This window comes from Streptomyces sp. NPDC004031, from assembly GCF_053604375.1.
On the sequence record NZ_JBSGHL010000019.1, the window covers coordinates 86,673 to 107,121 of the forward strand.

General features: G+C 74.0%; 9 protein-coding genes. 4 read left to right on the forward strand and 5 right to left on the reverse strand.

The window, feature by feature from the left end; translation table 11 throughout:
- Positions 1–2 precede the first annotated feature (2 nt).
- From ACWERV_RS15010 to ACWERV_RS15020, 3 genes are all read right to left on the reverse strand, one after another.
- Positions 3–1,646 (reverse strand): phytoene desaturase family protein, encoded by a 1,644-nt coding sequence (locus ACWERV_RS15010; RefSeq protein ID WP_452932920.1) that lies wholly within the window; start codon positions 1,644–1,646, stop codon positions 3–5.
- Positions 1,639–11,001 carry a non-ribosomal peptide synthetase/type I polyketide synthase gene (locus tag ACWERV_RS15015; RefSeq protein WP_452932922.1) on the reverse strand — a complete coding sequence of 3,121 codons (9,363 nt, stop codon included), beginning with the start codon at positions 10,999–11,001 and terminating at the stop codon, positions 1,639–1,641. The genes ACWERV_RS15010 and ACWERV_RS15015 overlap by 8 nt, the downstream gene beginning before the upstream one ends.
- Before the next feature lie 71 nt (positions 11,002–11,072).
- Positions 11,073–11,936 carry a sterol desaturase family protein gene (locus tag ACWERV_RS15020; RefSeq protein WP_452932924.1) on the reverse strand — a complete coding sequence of 288 codons (864 nt, stop codon included), beginning with the start codon at positions 11,934–11,936 and terminating at the stop codon, positions 11,073–11,075.
- A gap of 337 nt (positions 11,937–12,273) precedes the next feature.
- On the opposite strand from ACWERV_RS15020, the gene ACWERV_RS15025 reads away from it, so the two are divergent.
- On the forward strand, positions 12,274–12,756 hold the full coding sequence (locus ACWERV_RS15025; protein WP_452932926.1) for a hypothetical protein: 483 nt from the start codon (positions 12,274–12,276) through the stop codon (positions 12,754–12,756).
- An 81-nt stretch (positions 12,757–12,837) separates the two neighbouring features.
- Here the strand turns inward: ACWERV_RS15025 and ACWERV_RS15030 are convergent, their stop codons facing one another.
- Complete coding sequence (locus tag ACWERV_RS15030; protein WP_398174141.1) at positions 12,838–13,251, reverse strand: winged helix-turn-helix transcriptional regulator; 414 nt, start codon at positions 13,249–13,251, stop codon at positions 12,838–12,840.
- Between the two features lie 125 nt (positions 13,252–13,376).
- Here ACWERV_RS15030 and ACWERV_RS15035 point away from each other — a divergent pair, with 125 nt between their 5' ends.
- Entirely contained in the window at positions 13,377–14,318 is a 942-nt protein-coding gene (locus tag ACWERV_RS15035) for an NADP-dependent oxidoreductase (RefSeq protein WP_452932984.1), read from the forward strand.
- A 231-nt stretch (positions 14,319–14,549) separates the two neighbouring features.
- Positions 14,550–18,572 carry a glycoside hydrolase family 3 C-terminal domain-containing protein gene (locus tag ACWERV_RS15040; RefSeq protein WP_452932929.1) on the forward strand — a complete coding sequence of 1,341 codons (4,023 nt, stop codon included), beginning with the start codon at positions 14,550–14,552 and terminating at the stop codon, positions 18,570–18,572.
- Positions 18,573–18,645: 73 nt separating this feature from the next.
- On the opposite strand, the gene ACWERV_RS15045 is transcribed toward ACWERV_RS15040, so the two are convergent.
- Complete coding sequence (locus ACWERV_RS15045) at positions 18,646–19,302, reverse strand: TetR/AcrR family transcriptional regulator (RefSeq protein ID WP_452932931.1); 657 nt, start codon at positions 19,300–19,302, stop codon at positions 18,646–18,648.
- Between the two features lie 189 nt (positions 19,303–19,491).
- Between ACWERV_RS15045 and ACWERV_RS15050 the strand changes: the two genes are divergently transcribed.
- Positions 19,492–20,445 carry an alpha/beta hydrolase gene (locus ACWERV_RS15050; RefSeq protein ID WP_452932933.1) on the forward strand — a complete coding sequence of 318 codons (954 nt, stop codon included), beginning with the start codon at positions 19,492–19,494 and terminating at the stop codon, positions 20,443–20,445.
- The last annotated feature ends 4 nt before the right edge of the window (positions 20,446–20,449 follow it).

The following is a 20,449-nucleotide window of genomic DNA, read 5'->3' on the forward strand; positions in this document are numbered from 1 at the left end:
CCTCATGCGCGGGCCGCTCCCGAGTAGGTGGCTTCCGTGTCGAGCTGGGGCAGTTCGCCCCACTGCGACGGGTGCCAGGGTGTGGTGTCGTCGCTGGGCCAGGCGTGGAAGGGCAGCTTCAGCTCGTCGCACAGGTAGCGGATCGCGAAGCGGCCCGCGGAGGCGGCGCGGATGAGGCCGCCGCCCGCGACCCACTGGCCGGTCATGGAGAAGCCCGCGAGGCCCGGCAGCCGCATCCGGTCCCGGCCGACGAGCCGGTCGGTGAGCTTCTCGGTGTCGGTGAAGGACTTCCAGGCCAGGATGCTGCCCTCGTGGTTGCCGGTGTAGCGGCGCAGCGTCACGGGCGTGGCGACATCGACGATCTCGGTGCGCCCGGCCGTGCCCGGGTGGGTGCGCTCCAGGAAGTCCCGCAGGAAGTTCGCCACTTCGCGCTTGCGCGCCCGGTAGAGCTTGCGGTCGGCGGTACGCAGCTCCTGCCAGTACCCGAAGTCGCTGAAGTAGGTGCAGTGCACGACCGAGCGGCCCGGCGGCGCGAAGCCGTCGGCGTACTGCGAACGGGCCTGCACCACCAGGCTGTTCTGGCGTACGGCGGGCAGCCGCGCGCTGTCCTCGGGCGACAGCAGGTACGTGGTGCTGTGCGGGGTGCCGGGCGGCAGGTCGCCGGTGAGGCCGACGAAGGCGGAGACGACGCCCGGGTAGAGGGTGTCCGGGCGGTGCAGGGCCTCGTCGAACAGGGCCCGGGTGACGGGGCTGGACCAGCGCCCCTCCAGCAGGGTGCGCAGCACCGTCCGGCCGTCGCACGCGGCGATGACGTGGTCGGCGAACTCCCGCCTGCCGTTCTTGAGCTCCACGCCCACCGCCCGGTCGCCCTCGACCAGCACGCGTGTCACCGCCGAGCGGTAGTCGACGCGCCCGCCGAGCCCCAGGTAGCGCTTCTCCACCGACCGCGCCAGGCCCAGCGAACCGCCCTGCGGGAAGCCGCAGTTGCCGCGGTGCGCGGCGGCCATGTTGAACAGGTACGGCAGCAGCGGGAAGACCTCGTGGTCCTGGAAGAAGACGTACGGGAAGGCCCGCCGCAGCAGCGGGTCCTGGAGGCGGGCGCAGAAGGCGTCCATCTGCGTCGCGCCCGTACGCCAGAACAGCCGGAAGGCGGGCAGCACCTTCCGCAGCAGCTCCAGCTTCTCGCGCGCGCTGCGCAGCGGCGGCGGGGTCAGGAAGGGGTAGAGGTCGATCGTGGTGAAGCGCCGCAGGTCGGCGCAGAAGCGCCGGATGTGCTTGGCGTCGGCGGGGGACAGCTCCAGCAGATGGGCTTCCAGCCGGTCCGGGTCGTTGTAGAAGCGGACCTCGCGGCCGCTCTCGTCGACGACCCGGTTGAAGATCTCGAAGTCGGTGACCGACTTGCCGTCCAGGGCGCCGAGTTCGCGCCACACCTGGTGGGCGTCGTTGCCCGGGGCGGTGCCGATGAGCCAGTCGATGCAGTAGTCGAAGAGGTAGCCCTGCCGCGCCCAGGAGGTGCAGCAGCCGCCGGGCAGCACGTGCTTTTCGAAGATGCGGCTGTCCATGCCGCTCATCTGCGCGTAGCAGCCCGCCGCGAGCCCGGCCATGCCGGCGCCGACGACGATGACCTTCGGGGGGCGCTCAGCCACGGCCGTCACCGCCCCGTACGAGGGCGGCGAGGGCGAGTTCGGCGTTGCGCCGCAGGTGCTCGCCGTCCAGCATCTCGGCGTGCCGCCCGGAGCCCTGGAGGACGTCGGTGCGGGCGGTGGAGGCGCCGTGCCAGGAGCGGGGGCGGCCGGGGGCGTGACCGGGCAGCGCGTCCTGGCTGCCGATGACGGTCAGCGGCGCCGCGACCGTGCCCGGGTTGGCGGTGCGGGCGCAGAACTCCAGGTAGTCCCGGGCCTGTTCCATCGTCTCGCGGGCCACGATCGCCGAGCCGGTGTGCCGGTGCAGGTGCTCGGCCAGCTCCGTCTCGAAGGAGGCCAGGTGCTCGGGGCCGACGGTGTAGGGCTCGGGGATGCGGTAGGAGTCGAGGATGACGACGGCGCCGACGCGCAGGCCGCGCCGCTCCAGCTCCTTGGCCGTCTCGAAGGCGAGGTTGCCGCCGAGGGAGTAGCCGAGGAGGGTGAACGGGCGTCCGTCCGCGTGCTGCTGGACGAGGTCGGCGTAGCGGGCGGGTTTGTCGTCGCCGGGGATGTGGTTGAAGGCGACGACCCGGTGCTGCGGCAGTTGCTCGGCGAAGTGCCGGTAGACCAGGCCGTGGCCGCCCGCGGGCGGGAAGCAGAAGACGGTGGGGTCCGCGCCCTCGTTGAAGGCCAGGTACGGCAGGGTGCCCGCGATCCGCCCGGTGGCGACGTCCTCGACGGTACGCGCCATGCCGTGCAGCGTGCTGCTGCGGAAGAGCAGCCCGACGGGCACGCTCACCGCGAAGTCGGTCCGCAGGTGGTGGATCAGCTCGATGAGCTTGATCGAGCTGCCGCCCCGCTCGAAGAAGTCGTCCTCCAGGCCCACCCGTTCCAGGCCCAGCACGCTCTTCCAGCGCTCGGCGGTGCGCACCTCGTACGGGGTGACCGGCGGGTCGTGCCGGTCTGCCTCCGGATGCGGGGCGGGCGCGGGAAGGGCGGCGGTGTCGACCTTGCCGTTCGCGGTGAGCGGCAGCGCGGGCAGCAGCGTGACGTGCGCGGGCACCAGGTAGGTCGGCAGCCGCTCGGCGAGGCGGCGGCGCAGCGCCCGCGGGTCCGGCTCCGCACCCTGCGCCGGGACGCAGTAGGCGCACAGCACGTCCTCGCCCGCCGGGCCGGGGCGCACCACCGCGCAGGCCTGGGCGACCTCGGGCACGGCCACCAGGTGCGCCTCGATCTCGCCGGGCTCGATGCGGTGGCCGCGCAGCTTGACCTGCTTGTCGGCCCGCCCCAGCAGGTGGATCACCCCGGAGGCGTCCCAGCGGCCGAGGTCGCCGGTGCGGTACAGGCGCCGCGCGGCGCCGCCGACCGTACGGGTGGTGAAGCGCTCGGCGGTACGCGCGGGGTCGCCCACGTAGCCGTCGGCGACGCCGCTGCCGCCGATCCACAGCTCGCCGGGGACTCCGGGCGGGACGGGCTGGCCGTGCCGGTCGAGGATGTAGACCTCGCTGCCGGGGAAGGGCCGCCCGACCGGCAGGGTGCGGCCGGGCTCCAGGCCGTCGCCGGGGCCGTCGAAATAGGTGCTGTCGATCGTGGTCTCGGTCAGGCCGTAGGAGTTGACCAGCCGGGTGTCCGGGCCGCACAGCGCGCGCAGCCGCCGGTGCTCGCCCGCCTTCCAGGTGTCCGAGCCGACGACCAGCAGCCGCATGAAGTCCAGCCGCAGCCCCTCGTGTTCGCAGTAGGCGACCAGGCCGCGGGCCACCGCGGGCACGAACTCGGCGCAGTCCACGCCCTCCTCGCGCATCGTGCGGTGCAGCCGTGCGGTGTCGAGGACCAGTTCGCGCCCGGCGAGCACGAGTGTGCCGCCCGAGCACAGCGCCCGCACCAGGTCCCCGGTGAAGACGTCGAAGGGCACCCCGGCCATCTGCAGGTGCACCTCCCCGCCGGTGAGCCGGTAGGCGTCGCGCCACCCGGCGTACGCGGCGGCGAGGCTGCGGTGGCTCACCCGTACCGCCTTGGGGCGGCCGGTGGAGCCCGAGGTGTGGATGACGTAGGCCGTATCGGCCGGGTCCACCGCCGCTTCGGCCGCGGGAGCCGTGCCCGACGCCAGGTCCTCGGGCGTCACGACCCGGGCGGCGAACCGCCCCGGCTTGTCGGCGACGACCAGCGCGGCGCCGACGTCGGCGGCGAGGCCGGCGAGGCGTTCGGCCGGGTGGTCCGGGTCGAGCGGCAGGTAGGCGGCGCCCGCCCGCAGCACCGCGAGCAGGCTCGCGACCAGCTCGTGCGACTTGTCCAGGCACACCGCCACCACCGCGCCCGGCCCCACGCCCAGTTCGGCCAGCCGCCCGGCCATCCGGGCCGACATCAGGTCGAGTTCGCGGTAGGTCAGCCGCCGCGCCGGACCGTACCCGGTGGGGGCGGTGACCGCGACGGAACGCGGGTGCGCGGCGGCGGCCTTCGCGAACAGCTCGGTGACCGGCGGCGCGTCGCCCGCCGGGCGGTCCGCGCCGCTCCACCGGTCGAGGATCCGCGTGCTCTCGTCCTCGCCCAGCATCGGGATACCGCTCACCGGCCGGTCGGCGGCCGAGGCGGTGAGCCCGGCGAGCAGCGCCCGGTAGTGGTCGGCGAGGCGGCGCACGGTGTCCGCGTCGAACAGGTCGGTGTTGTACTTGAACACGCAGTGGAAGCAGCCGTCCGTGCGGTCCTCGTACGCCGACAGCGTGACGTCGAACTGGCCTTCTTCCTCCGGGAGTTCGATGTACTCCAGGCGGTAGCCGTAGCGCTCGGCGGCGACCTTGTGGGTCAGCAGGATGAACATCGCCTGGAAGACCGCGGAGCGGCTCGGGTCGTGCTGGAGGCCCAGTTCCTCCACCAGCAGCACGAACGGGTATTCCTGGTTGTCCAGGCCGCCGAGCACCGTCTCCCGCACCCGGCCGAGCAGTTCGGCCACCGTGGGGTCGCCGTCGAGGCTCACGTGCAGCGGCAGCGGGTTGACGAAGTAGCCGTAGACCGAGGCGTCCTCCTCGCGGGTGCGCCCGGACACCGGGCTGCCCACGATCAGGTCGTCCTGGCCCGACCAGCGGTGCAGCAGCAGGTAGTAGGCGCTCAGCAGCACCATGAACGGGGTCGCGTTGTGCGCGCGGGCCAGCGCGTGCACGCCCGCGGTCAGCCCGGCGTCCAGCCGGAAGAACTCGGAGGCGCCGTTGTGCGTCATGACCGGCGGCCGGGGCCGGTCGGTGGGCAGCGCCAGGACCGGGATCGCGGACGGCAGGGCGCCGCGCCAGTAGTCCAGCATCCCGCGGGCCTCGGGCCCGGCCAGGAAGCGGTTCTGGTGGTTGACGAAATCCAGGTACTGCCCCGTGGGGGCGGGCAGCTGGACCGGGCGCCCGTGCCGCAGCGCCTCGTACGCCGTGAACAGCTCCTCGATGAAGGTGAAGGTGGAGATCGCGTCGGAGACGATGTGGTGCACGGCCTTCATGAGCACCCAGCGGTCGGGCCCCCGGCGGAAGAGCCGGAAGCGCACCAGCGGGTCGCGCTCCAGGTCGTACGGCTTGCGGTACTCGGCGACGATGAGCTGCCGGACGTCCTCCCACGACCGGCCCTCGACGTCGAACAGCGCGGTGTCGGCGCGGACGTCGGGCGAGACCACCTGCACCGGGGTGCCGCCGTCGAGCGTGACGTTGGCCCGCAGGCACGGGTGCCGCTCCAGCAGCACCCCGAAGGCCGCGAACATCAGCGCGGGGTCCAGCGCCGCGGTGACCTCCACCGCGCCGCCGATGTTGTAGGCGAAGGCGTCCGGGTCGAGGTGCTTGAGGAACCACAGCGCCTTCTGGTTGTACGTGAGCGGGTAGCGCGCGGGGTCCGTGTGCACCTCCACCGCCGCCCCGGCCGCGGCCCCGTCGTCGCAGGCCAGCTCCCGCAGGCCCGCGTGCAGCCGCTCGGCCAGCTCGCCCGCCGGGTCGCCGCTGAGCAGCGCCACCACCGGGAGCGCGACGCCCAGCTCGGCCTGGAAGCGGGCCCGCAGCTCCATCGCGAGCAGCGAGTCCAGGCCGAGCGCGTTCAGCCCGGCCGCGAGGTCCACGCGTTCGGGCTTCACGCGCAGCACACCGGCGACGATCTCGGTGAAGCGCGCGGCCACCAGCTCGCGCCGCTCGCGCGCCCCGGCCGCCCGGAAGGCCGCGGGGAAGCCGCCCGGGTCGGCGGCGGGCGCCTCCTCGGCCGCGGCGGCGACCAGGCCCGCGACCAGCGCGGGCGGCACGTCGTACCAGGACTGGAAGACCTGCCAGTCGACGACGGTGGCGACCAGCAGCTGTGGCCGGTCCTGGCCGATGACGCGCTCCAGCACGGCCATCCCCGCGGCGGGCGGCAGCGAACTCATGCCGCGCGCGGCGCGGTAGTGCTCGACCAGGCCCAACTCCTCGATCATGCCCGTCGCCCACGGGCCCCAGTCGATGCTGAGCGCGGGCAGCCCCCGGGCGTGCCGGTGGTGGGCCAGCGCGTCCAGGAAGGCGTTGCCCGCCGCGTAGTTGGCCTGGCCCGCGGTGGTGAGCAGCGAGGCGATGGAGGCGAAGAGGACGAAGTGGTCGAGCGGTTCGTCGCGCAGCAGCCGGTGCAGCAGGAACGCGCCCGCGACCTTCGGTTCGTAGGCGGTGTCGAAGACGTCCCGGTCCAGCTCGCCGACGAGCGCGTCCCGCACCTGTCCGGCGAGGTGGAAGACCCCGCGTACGGGCGGCAGTTGGCGGCGCCGCCGGTCGTCGAGCCACGCGGTGAGCGCCGCCTCGTCCGTGACGTCCAGGGGCGCCGTCTCGGCGTGCGCGCCCAGCGCCTCCAGCTCGCGCAGGAAGGCGGCCCGGCGGCCCGCGGGGCTGCTCGGGTCGAGCCCGGCCCACTCCTCGCGGGCGGGCACGGGGGTGCGGCCCGCGAGGACCAGGCGGCGGGCGCCGCGCCGGACCAGCGTGCGGCACAGCAGCATGCCGAGGGCCCCGAACGCGCCCGTGACCAGGTAGCTGCCGTCCGCGCGCAGCCGCAGCGGCAGCGGCCGGGTGAGCGCGGCGGGCCGGGCCAGCACGCAGGCGAGCCGCCGGCCGCCGCGCAGCGCGATCTCCTCGGCGCCGCCCGCGGTGATCTCCCGCAGTACCGCGGTGGCCTCCGCCGGGTGGTCCACGGTGCGGTCGAGGTCGAGCAGTGTGCCGCGCTGGGCGACGAGTTCCTGCTGCCACAGCACTCGGCCGATGCCCCACGCGGGGGCGCCCAGCGGCTCGACCTCCTCGCCGGGCAGGACGGCCTGGGCGCCGCGGGTCACGATGTGCAGCCGCCCGGCGGGCCGCGCCTCGGGCAGCACCTGGGCGAGGGCGACGAGCGAGTAGCCGCCGAGCGTCGCGCACACCGCGAGCTCCGCGCGGGCGACGGTGTCGAGGGCGGGCCGGTCCAGATTCCACAGGTGCACGACGGTGCGGTAGGAGTCGTCGAGGTCGGCGAAGAGCTGGCGGAGGTCGTCGGCGGAGTCCGGCCGCAGGGTGGAGCCGCCGGTGCCGTGCCGGTAGCGCTCGCCCGGGTGGACGAGGTGGCAGCGCCCGCCGTTCTCCCGTACCCGGTCGGCGATCTCGACGCCGAGGCCGGTCGCGTCGGCGAAGACCACGAGCCGGTCGGGCAGTTCGGCGCTGCCCGGCGCGGGGGACTCCGCGGTGCGCGGCAGCGGTACGGGACCGGTGTGCGCCGGGGACGGCTCGTCGGTCAACGGGGCCTCGTGCCAGACGGGTTCGGCGAGCCAGCCGTCGATGGAGGACAGGCCCACCGAGGTCGCGGCCTGCTCCGTGCCCGCGGCGCGGAAGCCGGTGACATGGCCGAGCGGGGCGCCGTCGTCGGCGAAGAGGACCAGATCGCCGGTGAGTTCGCCGCCGTCCTCGCCCGTCACGGTCGCGTGCGCCCAGAACGGGGCGCCGCCGAGCGCGTCGAGGCTCACCTCGCGCAGCGACAGCGGCAGCCGGATGCCGCTCGCGGCCGGGCCCGCCGGGGGGCCGTCGAGGAGCTGCGGGGCGAGCAGCGCGTGGAAGCAGGCGTCCAGCAGCGTGGGGTGGGCGTGGCTCGCGGCCGCGTCCGCCGGGGGCCGCTCGTCCGGCACGATCCTGGCCAGCGCCTCGCCGGGCCCGATCCACACCTCCGCGACCCGCTGGAAGGCGGGCCCGTAGCCGTACCCGAGAGCGGCCAGCTCCCGGTAGCAGGCCGCCCGGTCCAGCCGCCGCCCGGCCCGCGCGCGGATCGCCTCCACGTCGGGGGCGGGCACGGCGGTACGGGGGCGGGCCGCGCGGACGGTGCCGGTCGCGTGGACCGTGCGCTCGGCGGAGGTCGCGGCCGAGGCGATCGTGAAGGCGGCCGTCTCCGGGTCGAAGTGCAGCTGGACGAGGGAGGGCCGGTCGTCGGACAGGAACAGCGCCCGGGGCAGTTCGACGTCGGCCAGCACCGCGCGCGGCGAGCCGGTCAGCGCCCGTACCGCCTGCGTCGCCATCTCCAGATACCCGGCGGCGGGGAAGACCGCCGCCTCCTGGATGCGGTGGTCGGCGAGGTAGGGCAGGTGCTCGACGTCGAGGCGGGCCTCCCACGCGGGCTGCGCGCTCGCCGTGCGGCGGCCCAGCAGCGGGTGGTCCACCCGGCCGAGCCGCACCTGCGCCACGGGTGCGGGCTCGGTCCAGTACACGTCCCGCTTCCACGGGTAGCCCGGCAGCGGCACCGGCCGCCCGCCCGGGTGCAGCGCCGCCCAGTCCGGCTCGACGCCCAGCGTGTGCAGGGCGGCGAGCGAGCGGGTGAGCACCTCCGGCTCGTCCTCCCGCCGCCGGATCGACGGCAGCACCCGGCCCTCGGCCCCGCGGTCGCCCAGGCACTCGCGGATCGCGTGGCCCAGCACGGGGTGCGGGCCGACCTCCAGGAAGATCCCGTGGCCGTCGTCCGCGAGCAGATCGACGGCGGCGCGGAAACGCACGGGTTCGCGGACGTTGCGCCACCAGTAGGAGGCGTCCAGCTCCGGCCCCTCCGCGCGCCCCCCGGTGGCGGTCGGGTAGAGCGGCAGCCGGGCCGTACGCGGCTCCAGGCCCGCCAGCGCCGCCAGCAGCTCGTCGCGGATCGGCTCCATCTGCGCGCTGTGGTAGGGCACTTCGACGGGCAGGAAGCGCGCGAAGACCTGCTCGCGCTCCAGCTCCGCCGCGAGGCGGCCGAGCGCCTCGCGCTCCCCGGAGAAGGTGACGTCCCCGGGCCCGTTGACGGCGGCCAGCGACACCAGTCCGCCGGTCCGCCCGGCCCGGCGCGCCGCCTCCGCCTCGGTCAGGCCCGCCGCGAGCATCGTGCCCGTGTCCGCGAGGCGCTGCTGGAGCCGCCCGCGGTGCAGCACCACCGTGACGGCGTCCGCCAGGTCGTACACCCCGGCCTCGTGGAAGGCGGCGATCTCGCCCGTCGAGTGCCCGACGACCGCGTCCGGGCGGATCCCGCGGCTGCGCCACAGCGCCGAAAGACCCACCTGCACCGCGAAGTTGGCGGCCTGCGCGAGCCAGGTCTGCGCCATCCGCGAGGTGTCCTCGCCGCGCCCCAGCTCCTCCAGCAGCGACCACCCGGCCTGGCGGCGGATCTCGGCGTCGCACTCCTCGACGGCCGCGCGGTAGACGGGCTCGGCGGCCAGCAGGCCGCGCCCCATGCCCCACCACTGCGGGCCCATCCCGGTGAAGACCCACGCCAGCCGCCGCCCGCCGGGCGGGAGCCGTCGCCCGCTGACCGCCCGCGGGTGCGGTTCGCCGTGCTCGTACGCCGCCAGCGCCTCGTCCAGCGACGCGCGCGAGGCCGGGTCGTGGACGACCGCGAGCCGGTGCTCGTGGTGCTCGCGGCGCACCGCGAGGGTGTGCCCGAGGTCGCAAAGCGCCACGCCGGAGGGCCCGTTCAGCTCCGCGCGGATCGCCGCGGCCCGCTCCGCCAGCAGCTCGGGGGAGCGCGCGCTCAGCGGCAGCACGGTGTACGCGGGCAGGCGCGCGGGGGCCGCGGCCGGGGCGGGCTGCGGGGCCTCCTCCAGCAGCACGTGCGCGTTCGTGCCGCCGAAGCCGAAGGAGTTGACGCCCGCCCGCGCCGGGCCTTCGTGCTCCGGCCAGTCCACGGCGCGGGTCGGCACCTCGAAGGGCAGCGCGTCCCAGTTGACGGCGGGCGTGGGCCGCTCCAGGTTGATGTGCGGCGGGATGCGGCGGTGCTTGAGCGCCAGCACGGTCTTGACGAGCCCGGCGACGCCCGCGGCCGCCTCCGTGTGCCCGATGTTGGTCTTGACCGAGCCGACGTACGCCCGCGCGCCCGGCGCCCGCCCTTCGCCCAGCACCCGCCCGAGCGCCGCGGCCTCGATCGGGTCGCCGACGGGCGTGGACGTGCCGTGCGCCTCCACGTACTGCAGGTCGCCCGGGGCGATGCCCGCCTCCGCGCACACCCGGCGGATGAGCGTGGTCTGGGCGTCGGGGTTGGGCACGGTGATGCCGTCGGTGCGGCCGTCCTGGTTCACCCCGCTGCCGATGACCACGGCGTGCACCGGGTCGCCGTCGCGCAGCGCGTCCGAGAGCCGCTTGAGCGCCACGACGCCGACACCCTCGGCGCGCACATAGCCGTCCGCCGCGGCGTCGAAGGCGCGCGAACGGCCGCCGGGGGAAAGGAAACCGCCCTTGGTCTCGGCGATCGTGTACTGCGGCGCCAGGTGCAGCAGCGTGCCGCCCGCGAGCGCGAGGTCGGTCTCGCCGCGCAGCAGGCTCTGCCGGGCCAGGTGCAGCGCGACGAGCGAGGAACTGCACGCGGTGTCGACGGAGACGCTGGGGCCGCGGAAGTCGAAGCAGTGCGAGACGCGGTTCGACACCATCGTCATCATCGTGCCGGTCGCGGTGTGCGCGGACAGGCTCTCGAAGCCGAGGTCGGCGAACTGCAGGATCTTGTAGTCCAGCGTGAACGCCCCCACGTAGACGCCGACCTCGCGCCCCGCCAGCAGGGCGGGGCGCTGCCCGCCGTCCTCCAGCGCCTCCCACGCCACCTCCAGCAGCTTGCGCTGCTGCGGGTCCATGTGTGCGGCCTCGCGCGGGCTGATGCCGAAGAACTCCGGGTCGAACTCGGCCACCCCGTCGATGTAGCCGCCGCGCCCGCCGGTCAGCCGTCCGGGCTTGGCCGGGTCGCGGCTGCCCAGGGTGGCGGTGTCGTAGCGGTCGGCGGGGGTCGGTGTGACGCAGTCCCGGCCCTCGACGAGGGCACGCCAGAACCCGCGGTGGTCGCGGACGCCGCCGGGGAAGCGGCAGCCGATGCCGATGATCGCGATGCGCTCCGGGGTGCCGTGGGCGTCGCGGTCCTGCGGAAGGCTGCGGGAGTGGGGCGAGTCCGTCATGGTCCTGTCCGTGCGGTCATGGCGCCCCGGCGCGGTGCGGGGCGGGGGGAAGGGGCCTGCGCGGGGCCCGGTCAGGCGGTGGGACCGGGGCCGGTCCTGGCGGCGGCCGGGCGCCAGGGGTGCAGCAGGCTGGCGAGGACGTCGCCGGGGGGCGGGAAGGAGGCCGGGTCCTGGAGGCCGACCCCGGTGGGGACGCGTCCGGGCCGCCAGGTGAAGCTGCCGAACGCGTGGTCCCAGATCGCGAGGTCCGCACCGAAGTGCCCGGCCTCGTCCAGCACGGTGCTGTGGTGCAGCCGGTGCTGTTCGGGGCTCGCGAACAGATGGTTCAGCCAGCCGAGGCGGACGTCGATGTTGGCGTGCACGAAATACCCCTGGGCGAGGACGAACAGCGTCGCGCACAGCACGGACTGCCGGGAGAACCCGACCGCGGTGAGCGCCAGTTGCACGGCGACCTGCCCCAGCAGAACGTCGAGCAGGTGGTTGACGCCGTTGTTCGTGACGTTCACCTTGTCCAGCGCGTGGTGGACGCCGTGCAGCCGCCACAGCCACCGGTTGCGGTGCGACCAGCGGTGGAAAAGGTATTTCGCCAGCGACCCGGTGAGCAGCGCGAGCGGGATTTCGACGCCCAGCGGCAGCACCGGCCGTGGTGTCGCCAGCCGTGCCACCATCGCGGCCGCCAGCAGTTGGCCGAGTGCGCCGCCGGTCATCGTCAGGACGAAATAGAGTCCGTAGCAGCGGATTTCCCGCCCGCCGGGGTGCCAGTCGGTCCGGTACGGGATGAGCCGTTCCAGCGTCCACAGGTAGCCGATGGCGACGACCTGCGCGAACGCCAGGACGTCACCGTCGTTCCAGTGCTCGGCCAGGGATCCGGCGGCGGCCGAGACCACCGCGAGCAGGAGCAGCGGATAGGCGGCCCACCGCAGTGCGGCCGACAATCCGAAAACCCGACCGCCGAATTCTCCGGGACGATGCAATGGGCGCGCAGGACTCAATGCCGATCCTCCAGGGGAAACGCGGCCGTGTGGCGGGGCCGGGCCGAAGATAAATCGAGCATAAGCATGTGCCAGGGGTACATGCGAAATCGCCGTGGCACGTCCGGCGTAATCGGATGACTGCGGATGTGCGGCGAATTCGACTGAACGGCGCCGGGTTTGCCCGCCGAACCGGGGAATTCGTCCCGCGCCGCGACCGGCGGCGGGGCCGCTTCCCGGCGGTGTGGTCAGCTATGCGCGCACCGGGCGAATCCGCCCGGAACACCCCAAGGAGGAACGTATGCTTCGTAGTGTCCTGCTCAAGCGGGCCGTCGCCGGCTCCGCGGCAGCTCTCGCCCTCGCCGCCGCCCCCTGCCTGGCGACCGCCGCTTCTGCGGTGACCCCGGCGGAGGCCGCCCAGACGGTCACCCTCGACTTCAGCCAGGACATGCCCGCCGGCAACACCGCCAACGGGTCCTTCGGCGAGCACGGCGCCGTGCTCGACGCCGACGGCAACACGATCGGCGGCGCGGTGCTCAGCTGCAACGACGTCACGGGTGAGGACGGCGACGTCATCTACTGCACCGGCATGGTCAGCATCTCCGGCAGCGGCGCGATCGGCTTCCAGGTCGGCGGCCTGGTCAGCGACGGCCAGGCCCCGGCCTCGGTCGACGGCATCGTCACCGGCGGCACCGGCGAGTACGACGGCCTCACCGGCGCCGTGCACATCACCACCGTCCGCGACGGCGTCTACACGGCCCAGTTCGTCCCGGCCGCCGGCTGACCCCGCCCCACCCCGTTCCGCGAAGCCGCCGCCTCCCCCGGGGGGACGGCGGCTTCCGCGTGAGCACGTCCACGCGCCCGGTCAGGCCGGGAGCGGCCGGACCTCCTCGGCGGCGCGGGCGTCGTACGTGTCGCGCGCGTCCAGGACGGCGTCGATGTTGTCCTCGGACCAGGCGCGGATCGCGTGCAGCAGCGCGGTGACGCTCTCGCCGAGCGGGGTCGCCGCGTAGTCGACGCGCGGCGGGATCGTCGGGAAGACGGTGCGGGTGACCAGGCCGTCGCGCTCCAGGGTGCGCAGGGTCTGGGTGAGCATCTTCTGTGTGATGCCGTCCAGTCTGCGGCGCAGCTCGCCGAAGCGCAGCGGGCCGCCGGACAGGGCGCCCATGACCAGCATCGTCCACTTGTTGGCGAGGACGTCGAGGATCTGCCGGGAGGGGCAGGCGGCGAGGTAGGCGTCCGCGCCGCCGTGGAAGCGCAGGCCGTCGGTAGTACCCATGAGGTACCTATATACCTTTCAAGTGCCTTCTGTTCAACGGGTACCGGCTCTCCCGAGGATGGGTGGCGTCCCCGGGGAGCCCCCGCAGGGACGTCCACGAGACCTCCCGGCAGGAGTGCATGACGATGCGTGCGATCACCCAGAAGTCCTTCGGCGGCCCCGAGGTGCTGGAGCTCACCGAGAACGCCCCGCGGCCCGTGCCCGGACCCACGCAGGTGCTGGTCAGGGTCAGGGCGACGAGCGTCAACCCGGTGGAGCTGTTCGTCCGCTCCGGGGCCTTCCCGCTGCTCGGCGAGCCGCCGTTCGTGCTCGGCTGGGACGTCTCCGGGGTCGTCGAGGAGGCCGATCCGGGGGTGCACCGCTTCGCCGTCGGCGACGAGGTCTTCGGGATGCCGTACTTCCCGGCCGCCGCGGGTGCCAACGCCGAGTACGTCGTGGCGCCCGCGCGCCAGCTCGCCCGCAAGCCCGCGCGGATCAGCCACGAGGAGGCCGCGGCGCTGCCCCTGGTGGGACTCACGGCGTGGCACGCGCTGACCGAGATCGCGCGGGTCGGGGCCGGGCAGCGGGTGCTGGTGCACGGTGCGGGCGGCGGGCTCGGGCATGTCGCCGTGCAGATCGCCAAGCACCTCGGCGCGCAGGTCGTCGGCACCGCGAGTGCGGGCAAGCACGCCTTCCTGCGCGGTCTGGGCGCCGACCGGCTGATCGACTACCGCTCCGAGGACTACGCGCGGGTGCTGCGGGACGAGCCGGTGGACGTGGTGCTGGAGACGCTGGGCGGGGGCAACGCCGAGCGCTCGTTCGGGGTGCTGCGGCCGGGCGGGATCCTGGTCAGCGCGGTGGAGCGGCTCAGCACGACGCTGCCGCGGCTGGCGGCGGAGGCCGGGGTGCGGTTCGCGGCCGTCGGGGTGGAGCCGGACGCGGCGGGGCTGGAGGAGCTGGCGGCGCTGGTGGACGCGGGGCGGCTGGCGGTGCATGTGCAGCAGGCCTTCCCACTGGAAAGGCTCTCCGAGGCGCACGCCCTGCTGGCGGCGGGCGGCGTGCGGGGAAAGCTCGCGATCAGCGTGTGACCGCGGCGGCGACTTTCGCCGGTATTAGGCAAAAGACTGCGCCCGCGGCGGCGGACCGGGGCGTCACGGTGGCGCCGCGAGGAGAGCTAATCCCCTTGTCAGGGCACTTATCTGACAGTTCATGGGATCTTCGCGCACCCTGAACGAAGCCTTGACTTCTGCTCATTGCAAGCCGAATGTGTCTGGGCGTGACCTGCGCCCGGTGGGGCGCGTGACGTGAAGGAGACAACAGTGCGCTCCCGAAAACTCAGAGGACGGGCCGGCCGTACGGTGGCCGCCGCGCTCGCGGCGACCGTCGTGGCGGGCCTGCCGGCCGTGGCGCAGGCGAGCCCCCAGGGGGCGGCGCGGGCGGCCGCGACGACCCCGGTCTATCTGGACACCCACTACACCTTCGCCCAGCGCGCGGCCGACCTGGTCTCGCGGATGACGCTGCCGGAGAAGGTCAAGCAGCTCCAGACCAACAACGCGCCCGCCATCCCGCGGCTGGGGGTCCAGCAGTACACGTACTGGAGCGAGGGCCAGCACGGCATCAACCGGCTCGGCGCCGACACCGAGGCCGGCAGCCAGGGCGAGCTGGACGTCACGGCGACCAGCTTCCCGGTGAACTTCGCGGCCACCATGTCCTGGGACCCGGAGCTGACCTACCAGGAGACGACGGCGATCTCCGACGAGGTGCGCGGCACCCTCGACAAGTCCCTGTTCGGCAAGGGCCAGAACAACATCGGCCCGGACATCGACGACTACGGCGACCTGACCTTCTGGGCGCCCACGGTCAACATGGACCGCGACCCGCGCTGGGGACGCACCAACGAGTCCTTCGGCGAGGACACCTACCTCGCCTCCACCATGGCGGGCGCGTTCGTCAACGGCTACCAGGGCCAGACGATCGACGGCAAGCAGATGACCCCGTACCTGAAGGTCGCCGCCACCGCCAAGCACTACGCGCTCAACAACGACGAGAACAACCGGCACACCCAGAGCGCGAACACCACCGACGCCAACATCCGCGACTACTACACCAAGCAGTTCGCGAGCCTGGTCCAGAAGGCGCATGTCTCGGGCGTCATGACGGCGTACAACGCGATCAACGGCACGCCCGCGCCCGCGAGCACGTACACCGTCAACGAACTCCTCCAGGCCACCTACGGGTTCGGCGGCTACACCACCTCCGACTGCGGCGCGATCGGCGACGTCTACTCGTCGGGCGCGCACAACTGGGCGCCCCCGGGCTGGACGACCAACGGCACCACGTGGACCGAGACCGCGACCGGCAAGGAGATACCGGCGGCCGCGGGCGGCCAGGCGTTCGCGCTGCGCGCGGGCACCCAGCTCAACTGCGCGGGCGGCGAGCTGACCACCGCCAACATCGACGCGTCCCTCGACCTGGGCCTGCTCTCGACCGGCGTCATCGACGGCGCGCTGACCCAGCTCTTCACCGTCCGCATGCAGACCGGCGAGTTCGACCCGGCGAACAAGGTCGCGTACACGAAGATCACCAAGGACCAGATCGAGTCGCCCGCGCACCACGCGCTCGCCGCGAAGGTCGCCGCGCAGGACCTGGTGCTGCTGCAGAACGACAAGGTCAAGGGCACCTCGAAGGCCCTGCTGCCGGTGGACGCGAAGAAGCTGAACAGCGTCGTGATCCTCGGCGGCCTCGCCGGCACCACCACGCTGGGCGGCTACTCGGGCCGCCCCTCGCACACCGTCAGCCCCGCGCAGGGCATCACGGACGCGGTCAAGGCCGCCAACCCCGGTGCCACGGTGACCTACGACGCGTGCGGCGTCTCCACCGGCGCCACCACGCCCGCCGCGTGCTCGGCCGCCACCCAGGCAGCGGCGAAAACGGCGGACCTGGTCGTCGTCATGGTCGGCTCCGACATGGGCGTCGCCGACGAGGGCACCGACCGCGCCGCGCTCGCCCTGCCCGGCAACCAGAACAGCCTGATCGACCAGACCGCGGCGCTCGGCAACCCCCGCACCGCGGTGGTGATGCAGGCCGACGGCCCGTACGACATCAGCGCCGCGCGGAAGGACTTCCCGGCGGTCCTCTTCTCCGGCTACAACGGCGAGAGCCAGGGCACCGCGCTCGCGCAGGTCCTCCTCGGGCAGCAGAACCCGTCCGGCCACCTGGACTTCACCTGGTTCTCCGGCGACGACCAGCTCCCGTCGATGGACAGCTACGGCCTCACCCCGTCCGAGACCGGCGGACTCGGCCGCACCTACATGTACTTCACCGGCAAGCCGACCTACCCCTTCGGATACGGCCTGTCCTACGCCGACTTCCGCTACTCCCATGTCAAGGTCGGCCCCTCCGCCGCCACCGCCGACGGCACGGTGAAGGTCACCTTCGACGTCACCAACACCGGTACGGCCGCGGGCGCCACGGTCGCGCAGCTGTACGCCGCCCGCCAGTTCGCCGTCGCCGGCACGGAGTTGCCGAAGCAGCAGCTCGCGGGCTTCAAGAAGACCAAGGTCCTCGCGCCCGGGAAGACCGAGCACGTGAGCCTCTCGGTCAAGGTCGCCGACCTCAGCCGCTGGGACCAGGACTCGCTCAAGCAGGTCGTGGACAACGGCACCTGGGCCTTCCGCGTCGGCCCCGACTCCGCGACCGTCGCGGGCTCGGGCACCGTCACGGTGCGCGGCGCCGTCACCCCGCGGGTGCGGTCGGTCACCGTCCAGCCCGGCCAGGTCGTCTTCTCCGCCGGCGACACCCTGGACCTCACCAGGACCAACCCGTGGATCGCCCCCGACACCGACCCCGCGCTGGAGCAGCGGCACGCCGCCGCGGACCACATCGTCGAGGCCGCGAACAACGACCAGTCGTTCGCCGACCTCGGCCGCGCGCACGTCACCTACCGCACCACCGACCCGCAGGTCGCCACCGTCAGCCGGGACGGCGTCGTCACCATGCACGCGCCCGGCGCCGCCTCCGTCGAGGTGACGGTGGACGGCGTGACGGGCACCGCCCCGATCGTGGTCCAGAACCCGTTCACCCTCCAGGCGGCGGACATCGTCAAGCCCGACACCGCCGTGACCGCCACCGCCTCCTACACCAACACCAGCGGCAAGGCCGTACGCGACCTCACGCTGGCCCTGACCGCGCCCGACGGCTGGACGGCGAAGGCCACCTCGCCCGTCACGGTGCGGCAGGTCGCCCCGGGCCAGAAGGTCACCGCCACCTGGAGCGTGACCGTCCCGGCGTCCGCGAGCCCCGGCACCAAGGCGGAACTGGCCGCCAGCGCCTCCTTCCGCGGCGGCGCGGGCGCGTACAGCCAGGCCGCCGTCAGCCCGCTGACGGTGACCTCGGGCGCCACACCCGAGCAGGTCACCCCGGTCGTGACGGGGACGGACCCGGCGGCCGGGAAGCTCCAGGTCGTCCTGCACAACCCGTCCGACACCGCGACCGCCGTGACCGGCGTCCACTGGAAGCTCGGCGGCACGACCGGCACGCAGGCGGTCAGCGCCACGATCGCGCCCGGGGAGTCGGCGACCGTGGAGGTGCCCGTCACGGGCATCGACCTCGGCACCACCTACCCCTTCACGGTGACCGCGGCGATCTCCGGCGACCTGTCCTCGGAGAACTTCTCCGGCCACGTCTCCTTCCTGCCGGTCGTCCGCAAGAGCCTCGGCAAGGACTGGACCCTCGCCGACGTGCAGGACGGTCCCGCCGTGGACCTCGGCAAGACCGCCGCGTGGTCCAGCCTGGACGGCTCGCAGCCGTACGGGGGCGCCTCCGACCTGTCCGGCAAGGTGTACCTGAACTGGGACGACGCCAACCTCTACCTCACGGCGAACCTCACCGACGACGTCCTCTCCCAGCCCGCCACCGGCCCCGACATCTGGCAGGGCGACAGCCTCCAGTTCGCGGCCACCTCCGGCGCCCCGGGCGGCGCGTCCGCCCCGAGCACCGCGTCCGTCAACGGCCACTACGAGTACGGCGCCGCGCTCACGTCGGCGGGCGAGCAGCTCTACCGCTGGATCGCCCCGACCGAGGGCAGCGGCCAGGTCACGGACGCGAGCGTCCACATCACGCGGGACGACACCGCGCACACCACCCTCTACCGGATCGCCGTCCCGTGGAGCGACCTCGCGTCCGTCACCCCGGCCGCGAACACCGTCTTCTCCTTCGTGCTGGACGTCAACGACAAGGACAACGGCGTCCGCAAGGGCTACATGCAGTGGGGCGACGGCATCGGATCGAGCAAGGACGTCGCCGGGTTCAACATGGCGCAGCTGATGCCCGCGACCGCGTGACCTGACCGCGAGGCGGTTCGCGCACGACCCGAGGCCACCTGGTTCCGTACCGGGTGGCCTCGGGCCTTCGCTGTCAGGGGAGGTCGGCGGCGACGCTCGCCAGATGCGCGGCGAGGATGTCCTCGAACGCGGCCTCGCGGTCCGCCCCCAGCGGGCTGAGGTCGCGGGCGTACCGGGACAGCGCCGGGAAGCGGGCCGGGTCGGCGCCCAGCACGGCGACCCGGAACAGCTCCACGCCCTGGTCGTACTCGACCTGGGTGAGGCCGCCGATCCCCGCCTCGGACGAGACGAGCGCGGCCACCAGCACCACCAGCCGGTGGTAGTGCCCCGGCACCGCGGCCTCGGGCAGGCCCGCCTCGTCCAGCGCGGACAGCACCTCCTCCATCACCAGCCGGGCGCCCTCGCCGCTGGAGGCGTAGCGCCCCCAGACCGCCGCGAGCTGCACCTGGCCGCCGAACGCCGCCCGCAGCCGCAGCGCCACGGCGGTGATCCGCGCGCGCCAGTCGCCCTCGGGCCGGTAGCCGTCCATCGCGGCGAGCAGGACCCGGTCGGCGACCGCCCGCAGCAGCTCGGTCTTGCTGCGGAAGTGCCGGTAGAGGCTGGAGGAGTCGGTGCCGAGCGTCGCGGCGAGCTTGCGGACGCTGAACGACTCGGCGTCGCCGCTGCGCAGCAGCTCGGCGGCCGCGTCCAGGATCTCGTCGGTGGACCAGCGCCGTCTGCCTGTCGTCATGACGGCCAGCGTAACGCATGCGCGCGAGCGTGCGTCCGCCGTTGCACCCGCCATTGCACTTTGCGTTGCACGCGGTGCGTGCATAATGAGGGCACTGCTGTTGCGCCAGGCTGCGGCGAGGCCGTGAGACTGCGAGTCCGCGATCCCGCGTGCCGCCCGGCGCTCCGGACGAGGGAGAGGGACCCGACCATGAGCGAGACCACCACCGGCACCGCCCTGTCACGCCCGGCCGAGCCGGACTGGACCACGGTCACCGACGCCGAACTGCGCGACTACGCCGCCGCCGAGAACCGCTTCCGCGCCGCGCCCGCCGCACGCGCGATGACCGGCGAGCCGGACCCCGGCGCGCTGACCGGCTGGCAGGACGTCGCGCTGCCCGGCCGCAGCCTGCCCGTACGCGTCCACCGCCCGGCCGCCCCGGCGCCCGGCCCGCTGCCGCTGATCCTGCACGTCCACGGCGGCGGGTTCGTCGGCACCGCCGTCCAGTGCGACTGGACCGGCAGCCACCTGGCGGCCCGGCTGCCCGCGCTCGTCGTCTCCGTCGAACACCGCCTGCTCGCGTCCGACACCCCGCTCGCGCACGCCGTCGACGACGCCTGGGACGTCCTGCGGCACATCCTCGGCGACGCGTCCTGGTGGGGCGTCGATCCCGCCCGCACCGCCGTCTTCGGCGAGAGCTACGGCGGCCTCGTCAGCGCCCTGGTGGCGCTGCGCGCCCGCGACGCCGGACTGCCGCTCGCCGCCCAGGTGCTGGTCAACCCCGCCCTGGACGTCAGCGCGACGATGCTCGACCACCCCTCGGCCACCGAGCACGCCCGCACCCCGACCCTGACCACCGACCTGCTGCGCCTCGTCCGCCGCCTCGCCACCCCGCGGGGCGCGGACCCGCGCACCCTCTCCCCGCTCCACACCGCCGACCTCGGCGGCCTCCCCCCGGCGCTCCTGGTCATCCCCACCGACGACCCGCTCGCCGACCACGGCCGCGCCTACGCCACCCGCCTGCGCGCCGCCGGCACCCCCGCCCGCCTCAACGAACACCCCGGCGCACTCCACGCCTTCCTGACGCTCCCCGCCACCTTCCCCCAGGCGTACACCGCCCGCGCCGAGATCACCGGCTACCTCCGCACCGCGCTCGCGGCCTGAACGC